This window comes from Rhodopila sp. (assembly GCF_035548095.1).
Taxonomy (GTDB): Bacteria; Pseudomonadota; Alphaproteobacteria; order Acetobacterales; family Acetobacteraceae; genus Rhodopila.
On the sequence record NZ_DASZUV010000028.1, the window covers coordinates 200,968 to 214,334 of the forward strand.

General features: G+C 68.5%; 11 protein-coding genes. 9 read left to right on the forward strand and 2 right to left on the reverse strand.

All coding sequences use genetic code 11. The features are described from left to right. Nucleotides 1-1,113: a sulfotransferase family protein gene (locus VHC04_RS20205; RefSeq protein WP_325684535.1), complete on the forward strand. Its 1,113-nt coding sequence runs from the start codon at nucleotides 1-3 to the stop codon at nucleotides 1,111-1,113. Between the two features lie 175 nt (nucleotides 1,114-1,288). Here VHC04_RS20205 and VHC04_RS20210 read toward each other — a convergent pair whose 3' ends face one another. Then, nucleotides 1,289-1,870: a cysteine dioxygenase gene (locus VHC04_RS20210; protein WP_325684628.1), complete on the reverse strand. Its 582-nt coding sequence runs from the start codon at nucleotides 1,868-1,870 to the stop codon at nucleotides 1,289-1,291. 142 nt (nucleotides 1,871-2,012) lie between these two features. Here VHC04_RS20210 and VHC04_RS20215 point away from each other — a divergent pair, with 142 nt between their 5' ends. Together VHC04_RS20215 and VHC04_RS20220 are read left to right on the forward strand one after the other, a co-directional pair. Next, nucleotides 2,013-2,699 carry a DsbA family oxidoreductase gene (locus VHC04_RS20215; protein ID WP_325684536.1) on the forward strand — a complete coding sequence of 229 codons (687 nt, stop codon included), beginning with the start codon at nucleotides 2,013-2,015 and terminating at the stop codon, nucleotides 2,697-2,699. 73 nt (nucleotides 2,700-2,772) lie between these two features. Continuing rightward, nucleotides 2,773-3,510: a transporter substrate-binding domain-containing protein gene (locus tag VHC04_RS20220; RefSeq protein ID WP_325684537.1), complete on the forward strand. Its 738-nt coding sequence runs from the start codon at nucleotides 2,773-2,775 to the stop codon at nucleotides 3,508-3,510. A 201-nt stretch (nucleotides 3,511-3,711) separates the two neighbouring features. On the opposite strand, the gene VHC04_RS20225 is transcribed toward VHC04_RS20220, so the two are convergent. Next, entirely contained in the window at nucleotides 3,712-4,707 is a 996-nt protein-coding gene (locus VHC04_RS20225; RefSeq protein WP_325684538.1) for a retropepsin-like aspartic protease, read from the reverse strand. Nucleotides 4,708-4,884: 177 nt separating this feature from the next. Here VHC04_RS20225 and VHC04_RS20230 point away from each other — a divergent pair, with 177 nt between their 5' ends. From VHC04_RS20230 to VHC04_RS20255, 6 genes are all read left to right on the forward strand, one after another. Then, nucleotides 4,885-6,435, forward strand: coding sequence for a hypothetical protein (locus VHC04_RS20230; protein WP_325684539.1), 1,551 nt, complete (start codon nucleotides 4,885-4,887; stop codon nucleotides 6,433-6,435). Then, a complete protein-coding gene (locus tag VHC04_RS20235; protein WP_325684540.1) occupies nucleotides 6,432-7,127 on the forward strand; it encodes a hypothetical protein in 696 nt (231 codons plus the stop codon). The genes VHC04_RS20230 and VHC04_RS20235 overlap by 4 nt, the downstream gene beginning before the upstream one ends. Nucleotides 7,128-7,139: 12 nt before the next feature. After that, entirely contained in the window at nucleotides 7,140-8,153 is a 1,014-nt protein-coding gene (locus VHC04_RS20240) for a peptidoglycan-binding protein (RefSeq protein ID WP_325684541.1), read from the forward strand. A gap of 115 nt (nucleotides 8,154-8,268) precedes the next feature. After that, on the forward strand, nucleotides 8,269-10,164 hold the full coding sequence (locus tag VHC04_RS20245; RefSeq protein WP_325684542.1) for a hydantoinase B/oxoprolinase family protein: 1,896 nt from the start codon (nucleotides 8,269-8,271) through the stop codon (nucleotides 10,162-10,164). After that, nucleotides 10,161-12,221: a hydantoinase/oxoprolinase family protein gene (locus VHC04_RS20250; RefSeq protein ID WP_325684543.1), complete on the forward strand. Its 2,061-nt coding sequence runs from the start codon at nucleotides 10,161-10,163 to the stop codon at nucleotides 12,219-12,221. The genes VHC04_RS20245 and VHC04_RS20250 overlap by 4 nt, the downstream gene beginning before the upstream one ends. Then, complete coding sequence (locus VHC04_RS20255) at nucleotides 12,221-13,363, forward strand: diaminopropionate ammonia-lyase (RefSeq protein WP_325684544.1); 1,143 nt, start codon at nucleotides 12,221-12,223, stop codon at nucleotides 13,361-13,363. Before VHC04_RS20250 ends, VHC04_RS20255 begins: the two co-directional genes overlap by 1 nt. Nucleotides 13,364-13,367: the final 4 nt, after the last annotated feature.

The window sequence follows — 13,367 nt, forward strand, 5'->3', positions numbered from 1 at the left end:
GTGCCGGACGTTGCACAAGCGGACCGGGCACGCACCGAAGGACTGCGCGCGGGCACGGTGGGCGCGGGCACGGTGGGCGCGGACAAGGTGGGCGCGGACAAGGTGCGCGGGGACCGGATGCGCGCGGGATGGGCAAACGCCGTTACCAACCCGATCCTGATCCTGGGCGCCCCGCGCTCCGGCACGACATGGCTGGCGAAGATCATCGACAGCCATCCTGACGTGCTCTACCGACACGAGCCGGACGAGACGCTGCCCAGCCCGGCGGTGGTGACGCCGGAGAGCCTGCCCGCGCTGCTACGGTCCTGGATCGCGGACCGGACGCCACGCAGCGTCGCCAAGCGGCCGTTCTTCGCCAAGTCCTGGCAGCCCGCGCCGGGTCGCTGGCTGCGCACTGCCTGGGCCGGTGCGGCCGGCCTGTCGTCCCGCCTGCCGGTCCCGTTCAGCGTGCTTGGCCATTTGCCGATACCGGACCTCGCGATCCACCCGCCACCCCGGGTGGCGTTGAAATCCGTGCGCTGGACGCAGGGAGCGCCGGTGCTGGCGCGCGCGATGCCCGACAGCCGCATCCTGTTCATCCTGCGCCACCCGTGCGGCCAGGTTGCCTCGGTGATGCGCGGCAACCGCCAGAACCGCTTCGATCTGCGCACCGAGGGCACCGACATGCCGTTCGATGAGGAGCGGGCGATCCGCCACGCCGCGGCTTTCGGGGTGGACGAGCCGAGCTTCCAGGCGCTGCCGGATGCGGGGAAGTACGCGTGGAGCTGGCGGGCGTTCAACGAACCCGCTGATGCCGCCCTGGCCGGCCTGCCGAACGTGCTGATCGTGCCATATGAGGCGCTGTGTGCGGCCCCGATGGCGGAAAGCCGCCGCGTGATGGCCTTCGTCGATCTGGCGTGGAACCGCCAGACCGAGGATTTCATCGCCCGCAGCACGACGCATGACGGCGACGCCGGCTATTATGCGATCTTTCGCAACGCCGTCGCCGCGGCCGGCCGGTGGCGCACGACGATGCCCGAGGCCGATCAGCGGGCGGTGCGCCATGTCGTCATGGCCTCGCCGCTGGCCCGGTACTGGCCCGACCTGGCAGCGGCCAGCCCCGCGGCCGGATAGCGGCGGACCCCCGTCGGCCGGAAGCCGCCTTGCCCGCAGCCGGACCAGGCCGGATGCCAGACAACTCCGGGTCGGACGATCCAGGATCAGGCGGCCCGGGACCAGGCGCCCAGGGTCAGACGACCCAGGGTCAGACGACCCAGGGTCAGACGGCCCAGGGTCAGGCGGCCCAGGGTCAGGCGGCCCACAGGTTGGGCACCATGTCGGCCGAGTATCCCGAAACGAACGGGCGTGCGGTGCCGGTGGCGGGATCGAAGCCGTGCCGGCGCATGGTGCCGATATTGCCGCCATACAGATGAATCGAGATCGACGGGCGGTCGGCCAGCGCGTTGGCCACGGTGTGTATGTCGCCCAGCATCGGTGAGACGGCATCGACCATCCCGGGCCGCAGACGCCGAGCCGGGCCGGCTTCCAGTCCCATCCGATCGGTTCGGGGCGTATAGGCCACGGCCTCCTCCTCTCCGCGCAGCATGCCGACCAGTCCCCAGATCAGGTGATCGTGCACCGGCGTCCGCTGGCCCGGCCCCCAGACGAAGCTGACCAGCGAAAACCGCTCCAGCGGGTCACAGTGCAGCAGGTATTGCCGATAGTGCTTCGGGTCATGCGCGGCGAACGGCTCCGGCAGCCAGTCGTCGTAAGCGATCAGGCTGCTCAGGATCTCCCGCGCGGGTTCCAGGACGGCATCCTCTCTGTTTCCCTGTCTCTCCACCAGACGTGTCAGGGCGCTGACGGCATTGCGCAGCCGGGCGATGGACATCTTCACGTGTCCCCTTTCTTGACCGGCCACACGGTGCAGGAACACCGATCCCGCGACAAGCCGGCGGCATATGTCGCCGCCGCGCGCCGGTCACGCCGGTTCAGCGCGTGACAATCCGGCGTCGAAGGCTCAGTATCGCGCCGTGAACAGCCTGTCCCCGCCACAGATCCGCCTGGGAATCGAGGTCGTCCATGACCTGGTGTGCCCATGGTGCTATCTGGGGGTCCGCCGCCTGGTGCGGACGCTGCGGCGGCGGCCGGACATCCAGTTCGAACTGACCTGGCGTCCGTTCCTCCTCAACCCCGACATGCCGCGTGGCGGCATGGCGCGACCCGATTACGTGGTGCGCAAGTTCGGCGGGGAGGATCGCGCGCGCCGGCTCTATGCGACGATCTCCGAGGTCGGGCGGAGTGAAGGGGTCGAATTCCGCTTCGACCGCATCCGCCGCACCCCGTCATCGATCGATGCGCATCGCCTGGTCCGCTACGCCGCCCGCTTCGGACAGGCCGATGACATGGTGGATGCGCTGTTCGCCGCCCATTTCACCGAGGGACACGATATCGGCGACCATGCCGTCCTGGTCTCGATCGCCGCCACCTTCGGCCTGGACCCGGTTGCGGTGCGGCGGTTCCTGGCCGCGGAGCAGGAGACGGAAGCGGTGCACGCCGATAATCTGCGCGCCCACCGGCTGGGCATCAACGGCGTGCCCTGTTTCGTGGTGGACGGCGCGCTTGCCATCGCCGGCGCCCAGGAGCCGGAGGTGATCGAGCGGTTGCTGGACGTCGCGCTGGTGGATCTGAAGGCCGCCACGAACGCCGTCGCGCCCTGATCGCCGGCCTGATCTTGCCGGGTCGGACAGAGCCGCCTACCGTCGGCGGATCAGTCAGAATGGAAATGTCCGCATGCCCGTCCAGGCAACCTCTTCGATCGTCGCGCAACTGGCGCCGCACGGCATGCTGCGTGCGGGCATCAACATGTCGAACTTCCTGCTGGTGACCGGCCGCACCGCCTCCGGCGACCCCGAGGGGGTATCTCCCAGCATGGCGCGCGCGATCGCCGACCGGCTGGGCGTGCCGGTACAGTACGTGCCCTTCCCGAAGCCGGGGGAACTGGCCGACCAGGCTGGCAACGATGTCTGGGATATCGGCCTGATCGGCGCCGAACCCGCCCGCGCCGAGAAGATCGCCTTCACCGCCGCCTATTGCGAAATCGAAGCGACCTACCTGGTGCCCGCCGGCTCGCCGCTGCGGAGCATCGCCGATGTCGACAAGCCGGGCGTACGCATCGCGGTGACCGCGCGCGCCGCCTATGATCTGTGGCTGGAGCGGAACATTAAACATGCCACGCTGGTGCGGTCCTCCAGCCTCGACAGCGCGTTGGAGCAGTTCATCGCCGACAAGCTGGAAGCCCTGGCGGGGCTGCGGCCGCGATTGATCACGGATGTGACGAAACTGCCCGGCGCGCGGATTCTGGACGGCCAGTTCACGGCGGTTCAGCAGGCCGTCGGCACGGCGAAGGCCAATACCGAGGCGGCGGCGTTCCTCAGTGCCTTTGTCGAGGAAGCGAAGGCGACCGGGCTGGTGGCGAAATTCATCGAGCAGCACAAGGTAAAAGGCTTGTCGGTCGCGCCGCCGGCCTGAACGGCCGACCTGATTGCCCGCGGCCTGAACGGCCGACCTGATGCCCGCGGCCTGAAGGGCCGACCGGCACGCGCGCCGTGCCGACCAGGAGGGCGGCGCGCGAAACCCGTCGATGAGACCGGCGCGGCGCCGACGGACCGTCACCACGGCGGAGCGTCATCACGGCGTCACGGCTGCGGCATCATGGTTGCGGATGCGGCCTCATGGCGTGTCCGGCTGAGAAACGTAGACCTGGCGGGACTTGAATGAGAGCCAGACCCGGCGGCCGGCCAGGAACTGCTCGCCCAGCAACGCATCGCCAAAGCCGGCATCGCCGGGCATCACCATCATATAGGATGGCTGATACGCGACCGGTCCGATCTGCAGCAGGTTGAACCGGTGCAGGCGCGCCATCACCTGGTTCGGTCCGACGCCGTGCTGCATCACCCTGGGATCGCCGTCGAAAGCCTGCTCCGACAGGCCCATGCGCCGGATCATGCCGCCGCTGACCAGATTGACCTGCGCGCCGGTGTCCAGGATCGCGGTGCCCGCCGTGCCGTCCAGCGTGAAGGGGATCAGCAGACGGTCCTTGCGTGCGCTGATGCCGGGGATCTCCACCGCCGGCGTCGGCCAGGGCGGCTTCACCGCGGGACAGACGGTGGCGTGATACAGCGTCAGGGTGCCGCCCGGCACGTCGATGTCCAGGTCGAAGGCCAGCAGGATATCGGCCCCCAGCAGCCCGTCCGCGTCCAGCCCGCGGCTGTTCTGCAGGTTGAAATCGCCGACCGCCAGCCGCTGCAGCGGGAACCGCACGCCGCCCAGCACCAGCCGGTCGATCTTGGCATCCTTCGAGGTGGTGATGCCGCCGACACCCAGGGAGCGGGTGGTGAAGCGCTCATCACGCGCCAGCCCCAGACGTTCGGCTGCCTTGCTGGACAGGGTGGTGCGTTCCGCGCCGGTATCGACGACGAGCTTGGCCCATTGGCCGTTGATCCCGGCCGGGACGATCAGCAGATGGTCCTGCACTTGCATTGGCATTTGCGCGACAACGCGCAGGTTGCAATCGATGATATCCGCGCCACTGGTACAGGCGGCCAGGACCAGTGGGACCAGCAGGCGGAACAGCAACCGGACATGCCGCATCATCCACAAATCCCAGCCCCGAATATCCAGTCCCGAATCCCAGCCCCAAATTCCAGCATCGAATCGCAGCGTCATCGGGCGCCAGTCTGCCACAGCGCGCACGGGTACGCCACGCGTTGACGCAAGCGGCGTGAAGCATTTCACAACCCGTGCTGATGCGAATCGAAAGTGGTTGACAGCATTCATATGATTGTGAGAGTGCACCAGCATAAAGCGCGCACCTTGATTGAAGCCGAAACAAAGGGGGGTTTCGTGACGGGAAGCGAAATATTTCAAAGTCTGTGGAGCATTGTCCGGCTTCCGCTGCAGATCATCCTGACCGGCCTCGCCATCATCGTTGTTGTCCTGATTGCCCGCTTTGTCTTTCCCGGCATCTTTGAATCCGGCGGTTCCGACACATTGTTTACCGGCAACGGCGCCACCCTTGTCGTCGGCACCCTGGTCTTCCTGCTTGGCATCGCCGCCTTCGCCTTTCTCTGGTGGCTGGTCAAGGCCGGATACGATCTGCTGGGAAACCGCGACATCGACGATACCCGCCTGCAAAGCTTGAATGAGCTGCCGCTTGGCCTGCCGGAAGGCACGGTCCGGGCTGTCCTGGCGCTGATCGTCGGGATGGTGGGCATTCCGCTTCTGCTGTTCTCCGCCCCGCTTGGCATTCCGCAAGGAACGGCCGGAATGATCGCAACGATCGTTTCGGGCGTCTTTGCCTATTATTTCGGAAGCCGCGTCGCCGGCGGCTCGGTCCAGACCGCCCGCAACCTGTCCACGGCCGTGGGGCAACTGCAGACGGACAACAGCCAGCTTCAGCAGGACAACACCACGCTGAAGGGGCAAAGCGAGCAACTCGCCAGCCAGAACCAGGCCCTGGCGGAGTCAGCCTCCACCGGCCGGAAGACCGCCCTCGCCAATCATCTCACGACACTCAGCGGTTATGTCGCCGTGCTCGATGTGCTGGTGAACACGTTGCAGCCGGTGCTTCCGAAGGGCCTGCTTCCCGCCGGTCTCGATACGTTACTGGGCCAGGCGAAATCGACGCTGGATACCGCGTCACAGCTGGCCGACGGTGACATCACGGACGAAACCATCTCCAAGGTGACCGGCATGATCGGCAGCATCGCCAGCGCCTCGCCGTTGGGCGGTCTGCTGAAGGCGGCGGCGCCGCTGCTGGGTCCGCTGGCCGCGGGCGCCGGGCCGCTGGGCGCGGTGGCGATGGTCCTGACGGTCGGCTGGGGCTTGACCGAGTCCGCCTATAAGCGCTGGTGCGCGCGCGTGCTGAACGCCCCCTTCCAACCCAACCTGGTCGATGTGGGCAGCATCTCGGCGGCGTCCGCCGCGCTGTGCCTGTCCGAATCACCGATCTTCAATGCCGCCTTTGCCGGCCTGAAGGACCAGCCGGGCTTCTATGCCGGACTGCTCAATGCCGTTCTGGCCGACCACGCGGCGACGGATCTGTGGGCGAAATACGGACCGCAGGGCTTGTTCACCGATCTCTCACAGGTACAGCAGGGCCTGGACGAGTTCCGCAAAGCCCTGCTGAACGACGCCTCGGCCGGCGACATCTCGGCCTCCGTGGTCCAAGACGCGGCCAGGAAACTCGCCAGCGGCGGCCCCGATGTGCAGCCGGGCAACCTCGGCATGTCGGACCTGGACAAGGCGATCAACGACCTGCCGACCGCCGCCGGAACGGATGACCAGAAGGCCGCCCTGGATGCCCTGGTTTTGCTGTCCACGACGATGCATGACAAGGACGTCGATATTGGCGGCATGATCGCCGATCTTTCCAAGGCGGGTGGGGCGCAATGAAAACGGCTATAATCAGTCTGGCACGCACAGGTCTTGCCCTCGCCGGGTTGTCGTTGGCGGGATGCCAGCAGGTTGCCAGCGTCGCCAATCCGGACATTGCGCAACTGGCCCGTTTCCAGGCAGCGAACGCCTCGCCGCAGGCGATCGCCGGGGAAACCGTCGTCCCGACCTGCGGCCCCGACACCTGCGCCAGGCTCTACGCGGCCCATGGCGTGGCCAATCTGCAGCTGGCGATGGCCGACCGCGCCGCGCCGGCGACCTGCCCGCCGCCCAGCCCGGCGGCGCAGAGCCAGCTGGACGCGGCGATCCATGATCTGGGCAAGGCGCTGGCCGACCTCGCAGGCATCGACCAGGCAGGGCAGACGCGGCTTTGGCGCGACAAGGCCCAGGCGCTGTATTGCAGGGCCGAACAGGATCGTCCCGCCAGCGGTCTGACCTTTGCCGTCCAGGCGGAGTCCGCCGCGCAGCGCGCCGAGCCGCCCGCCGGCAACGTCCTCGCCGGATGGGCGGCGCTGTATGTCGCCGTGTTCGCGCCCGACGCTTCCACCCGCTGTGACGCCGCCGCCCGCGCCAAGGCTGCCGCCGAGTCGGGGCTCAAGGCGGGTCCGGACGCCGCCAGCCGGGCCGCGCTGACCAGGATCGGCAACGATGCCCGCCAGTCGGCTGCCGCCGCCGGCTGTCCACTGTCCTGACGGGAGGTCACCATGGTTCTGCTCAGGGGCGATCTCGCCTTCCGCCTGCCGATGCAGCGGGGGGAGGATGTGCGCCAGACCCAGCTTGCCCTGGCACGGGCCGGCGTGTTCACCGGCGTCGCGGATGGCGTGTTCGGGCCGATAACCCGCACCGCGGTGGTGGCGTTCCAGACCCAGCTGCATATCCGCAATCCGAAGATCGTCGTCGACGGCATCGTCGGGCGCGACACCTGGAGCGCGCTGTTTCCCGATGACGCGCCGGTGGAGACGTCGGCGGGCCTCAAGGTGCCCCCATCGGTCATGCGCCCGACGGGAATGCTGCCGTGGCGTGTGAGCCTGGGCACCTATCTGCCGCGGCTGACCGCGTCGCACGGCTCGCCGCTCGGCCGCGGGCCGAAGCAATGGCAGTTGACCCCGCAAGGCATCTGTCTGGACGGCAACCCGTCCCCACCCCGGACCCAAGGCGCGCCAACCACGGCGGCCAATGTCTGGACGCGGTTCCGGACCGCGCTGGAGAAATGCGCGGCGGCCTATGGCGTGCCGGTGGAACTGCTGATTGCCACCGCCTGCACCGAGTCCGGCGGCGATCCTTCCAGGTCCCGGCAGGAACCGGGTTTCGTCTCCGATGACAGCACGCCGGACAAGGTGTCCCCCGGTCTGATGCAGACCCTGATCTCGACCGCCCGCCATGCCACCGGCGACCCGACGCTGACCCGGGACCGGCTGTTCGACCCCGAGACCTCCATCCGAGCGGGAGCCGCCTTTATCGCGCAGCAGGCGACGCGGGCGAGCATACCCACCGGCTTCGACCCGCCGCTTGTGGCAATCGCCTATAACGCGGGTTCGTTGAGAGAGGCGCAGAACCCGCCGCCCGCCAATAGCTGGGGCCTGGTGCAGACCGATCGCGGCGGCGGGGTCATGCACACCGATGCCTTCGTGGCCTATTTCAACGACAGCTTCGCCGTGCTGGCGGGCGATCCGCCCAATCCGCGGACACCCAGCCTGTGGGCGCTGCAACAACCGTAGGACGCGCCACGGCAGGCCGTCGCCTCGTAGAGCCGGGGTTCGCCGTCACGGCCGGTTGTCAGATCGCCGGCACGGTGGTCGGATGGGGACTGCCATTTCCTGCGCAGCGAGCCCCATGCCAGACGCGATCACCCCTCAGGCCGCCGATCCGGATACGATCACCCCGGACGCCATCACCCCCGATGCCATCACCCCCGATGCCATCACCGAGGAGCTGTTCCGCAACGCCATCTCCGCCATCGGCGATGAGATGGTGCTGACGATCTATCGCACCGCCTATTCGGGTGTATTGAAGAATATCATGGATTACAGCGCGGCGCTGTGTGACGACCAGGGCCGCCTGGTCGCACAGGGCCTGTCGCTGCCCGGCCATCTGTGCTCGATCCCCTCGGCGTTGCAGGCAGTGCTGCGCACATTTGGCGACGACATCGCCGAGGGCGACATCTTCATCAACAACGATCCTTACGACGGCGGGATGCACCTGCCCGACATCTTTATCTTCAAGCCGCTGTTCGCCCCAAAGGAATCTGCCCCAGGGGAGTCCGCCCCAGGGGAGTCCGCCCCAGGTGAACAAGGGAACCGCGTCATCGCCTATGCCGCCACGATCTGTCACCACACCGATGTGGGCGGCAGGGTGCCGGGCTCCAACGCCTCCGACAGCCAGGAGATCTATGCCGAGGGCCTGCGCATCCCGCCGCTGAAGCTGTACGAGAAGGGCCGGCCGAACGCGACGCTGTTCCGCATGATCGAACGCAACGTGCGGCTGCCCGGACGGGTGTTCGGCGACATCCGCTCCCAGCTCGCGGCGTGCGAGATCGCGGCGCGTGGCATGGCCGACCTGGTTGGACGTTACGGTGCCGAGGGGGTGCGCAGCCTGATGGTCGCGATGATGGACTACTCGGAGCGGCTGACCCGCCAATGCCTGCTGGAGCTGCCGGATGGCGAGGCCAGCTTCACCGACTGGATCGATGACGACCAGATCGATGCCGGCGTGCCGATCAAGCTGGTCTGCACCGTGCGCAAGCGCGCCGACACGATGGAGGTCGATTGGACCGGCAGCTCCCCGCAGGTGAAGGGGTCGATCAACAATACGCTCAGCTACACGCAGGCCATGAGCTTCACCGCCGTGAAGTCCGTGCTGTCGGTGAACATGCCGAACAATGACGGCGTGTTCCGTCCGATCACGGTGATCGCGCCGCCCGGCACCATCACCCATGGCAAGCTGCCCGCCGCCTGCGCCGCGCGCGGCCTGACCGGCTTCCGTGGCGTCGACTGCGCCTTTGGCGCGCTGGCAAAACTGTATCCCGACCTGGTGTTCGCCGCCTCCGACGGCGGCAACACCGGCCTGACCATCGGCGGCTACGACAAGGACCTGAACCCGTATATCTATGTCGACTTCATCTCCGGCGCCTGGGGCGGCCGGCCCTGGGCGGACGGGCTGGACGGCAACACCTGCATGTTCGCCAACATGGCAAGCTTCTCGGTCGAGGTGATCGAGGCGGAGAACCCGCTGGAGGTGCTGGATTACGAACTGGTCCCCGATACCGGCGGCGCCGGAAAATTCCGCGGCGGCATGAGCCAGCGCAAAACCTGGCGGATGCTGGCCGATGAGGGCGTGCTGCAGGTGCGGGCCGACCGCCAGACACATCGTCCATACGGATTGTATGGCGGCGGACCGGGCGCGCCCGGCCTGAACGTCATGAATCCCGGCCAGGCGAATGAGGCGAAGCTGCACGCCAAGATCACCATGACGTTGCGGAAGGGCGAGGTCTTCCGGCATGAACTGCCCGGCGCCGGCGGCTGGGGGCCGGCACTGGACCGAGACCTGGCGCTGGTGGCGCGCGACCTGCGTGACGGGCTGGTGACGATCGACGCCGCCGCCCGCGATTACGGCGTGGTCGCCGCCGGCGACCCGCCGGTCATCGACGAACCGGCGACCGAAATCCTCCGGGCCAGGCTGAAAGCGGAACGGACACCGCTGCCCGACGTGGCGTGGGAGCCTGCGGCATGAGCGGGCTGCGCGTCGGCGTCGATATCGGCGGCACTTTCACCGACCTGGTCGCGTTCGCGCCGGATGGACGCGTCACCACGCACAAGATCCTCTCCACCCCGCGCGATTATGGGGAAGGCATCATCGGCGGCCTGGCCGCGCTCTTGGCCGGCGGCAACGGGCCGGTGACCGAGGTGCTGCACGCCACCACCGTCGGCTCCAACACGGTGCTGGAAGGCAAGGGCGCGAAGACCGCGCTGATCACCACCAGGGGATTTCGCGACATCCTGGAAATCCGCGACCTGCGCATGCCGGTGCTGTACGACATTGGCTGGACCAAGCCCCGCGCGCTGGTGGAGCGCCGGCTGCGGCTGGAAGTGACGGAGAAGACGCGCCCCGACGGTTCGGTCGCCGTGCCGCTGGACCGTGCCAGCCTGGCGCCGGTGCTGACGATGTTGCGCGCCGAGAACGTCGCCTCCGTCGCCATCTGCCTGCTGCACAGCTACGCCAACCCGGCGCATGAGCAGGCAGTCGCCAGAATGGTGCGCGCCGCGCTGCCGGACATCGCCATCAGCGTCAGCAGCGAGATCCTGCCGGAGATCAAGGAATATCCCCGCACCTCCACGACCTGCATCAACGCCTATGTGCAACCGGTCGTGCGCGCCTACATCACCGCCCTGGACGCGCGGCTGCGCGCCATGGGCATCGATGCGCCGCTGCAACTGATGCAGTCGAATGGCGGTCTGGCCTCGGCGGCGTTCGCGGCGCATTCGCCCGCCCATATCGTCGAGTCCGGCCCAGCCGCCGGCGTGGTCGGCGCGGCGGCGCTGGCCCGCCGGCTGAATGAGACGCGGCTGATCACCTTCGACATGGGCGGCACCACCGCCAAGGCCGGGCTGGTGGAAAACGGCGAGGTGCTGCGGACCGAGGCGATGGAGGTCGGCGGCGGCGTCATGGCCGGCTCCCGCCTGCTGGTCGGCGCCGGCTACATGCTGAAGCTGCCGGCGATCGATCTGGCCGAGGTCGGCGCGGGCGGCGGCTCGATCTGCCGGCTGGATGCCGCGGGGGCGCCCAAGGTGGGACCACACAGCGCCGGGGCCGAACCGGGACCGGTCTGCTACGGCCGGGGCGGCACCGCGCCGACCATCACCGACTGCAACCTCGTGCTGGGCTATCTGGATCCCGGTGGCCTGGTCGGCGGCGGCATGCGGCTGGACCTGGGGGCAGCGCGGGCGGCCATCGCCCGCGACCTCGCCGAACCGCTGAAACGGTCCGTGGAGGAGGCAGCGCATGGCATGCTGCGCCTCGCCTCGGCGACGATGATGCGGGCCATCCGCTCGGTGTCCGTCGAGCGGGGACGCGACCCGCGGCAATTCACGATGCTGGCCTTCGGCGGCAACGGGCCGCTGTTCGCCGCCGGAATCGCGGCGGAGCTGGGTATCCGCCGGGTGATCGTCCCGCCGCTGCCGGGCGTGTTCTCCGCGTTCGGGCTGCTGGTCGCGGACGCCGAACATCATGCGCGGCAGAGCATCCGGCTGCGGCTGGACCATGCCGATCCGGACCGGATCACTGGCATCCTGACCGACCTTGCCGCCGCCGGGGCGCAGCGCTTGCTACGCGACGGCTTTCCCCAGGAACGGCAGGTGTTCCAGCGCGCCGCCGCCGCCCGCTACGCCGGCCAGTCCAGCGAGATCGAGGTGACGCTGCCCGAGGGCGCCGTGTCGCCGTCCCGGATCGCCGACCTGTTCGCGGCGGAGCATGAACGGACCTATGGCTTCCGCGCCCCGGCCGGTGAACCGGTGGAGCTGATGGGCCTGTCGGTGATGGCGCGCGGCCTGCCGGAACGCCCGCGGCTGCCATCCGCGATCCCGCCTTTGGCCCAATCGGTGCCGGCCAGCCGGAAGGCCTGGTTCCCGGGCGACGGATGGATGGAGACGCCGGTGACCGATCGTTCCGGCCTGACCGACAAGCGGTCCGGACCGCTGATCGTCCAGGAATACGACGCGACATGCCTGGTGCCACGCGGCATGACGGCGGAGCTGGACGGTTTCGGGAATATCCGGCTCGATCGGATTTGATGCGCCTGTTCCTCAACCCCCGCATGGGTGTTCCCGGCCTCGTCGTCCTGCCGGCCGGCGGGTTCCGGCGCGCGAAGGCCGAGATCACCACCTGGGACGGCTACGCGCCGACGCCGCTGCACGATCTGCCGGCGCTGGCGGCCAGGGCCGGCGTCGCGGCGATCCGGCTGAAAGACGAAGGCACACGGTTCGGGCTGGGCAGCTTCAAGGCTCTGGGCGGTGCCTATGCCGTCGCCGCGTTGCTGAGCGCCGAGCTGGCACGGCGCGGCGTGGCGCCGCGGGCTGGATCGGCGGAGCTCGCGTCCGGTCGCCACGCCGACGCCACCGGCGCCATCACCGTCACCTGCGCCACGGATGGCAATCACGGCCGGGCGGTGGCGTGGGGGGCGAGGCGGTTCCACTGCCGGTGCGTGATCTTTGTGCATGAGACGGTCAGCCAGCCGCGTGTCGATGCCATCGCCGCCTTTGGCGCCAAAGTGCGGCGGGTGCCCGGCACCTATGACGACGCGGTGCGGGAGGCGGACCGGCAAGCCAGGGCGAATGGCTGGTTTGTCGTCTCGGACACCGCCTATGCGGGCTACACCGAGGTTCCGCGATCGGTGATGCAGGGCTATCGGTTGATGGCGGATGAGGCCGCGGATCAGTGGGATGGCGCGCCACCCACCCATGTCTTCATCCAGGCGGGCGTCGGCGGTGCCGCTGCCGCTGTCTCAGTGCAGACCCGCGCTCGGTTCGATCCGTCCCCGGCGCTGATCGTGGTCGAGCCCGACAACGCCGCCTGCCTGCTGCTGAGTGCCGAACGCGGCGCGCCTGCGACCGTGCATGGCGACCTGGACACGATCATGGCCGGCCTCGCCTGCGGCGAGCCCAGCCTGCTGGCGTGGCAGGAGCTGGAGCGGGCGGCGACCGCCTTCATGGCGATCCCCGACCAGGAGGCGGCCAGGGCGATGCGCATTCTCGCGGATCAGAAGCTGGTGATCGGCGAATCGGGGGTTGCGGGAGTCGCCGCCTGCCTCTTAGCTTGCGGCGACGCCGACGCGCGCCGAAGCCTGGGCCTTTCATCCGACAGCCGCATCCTGCTGTTCGGCACCGAAGGGGCAACGGACCCGGAGATGTATCGTCGGATCGTTGATGCGGGTTAAAGGA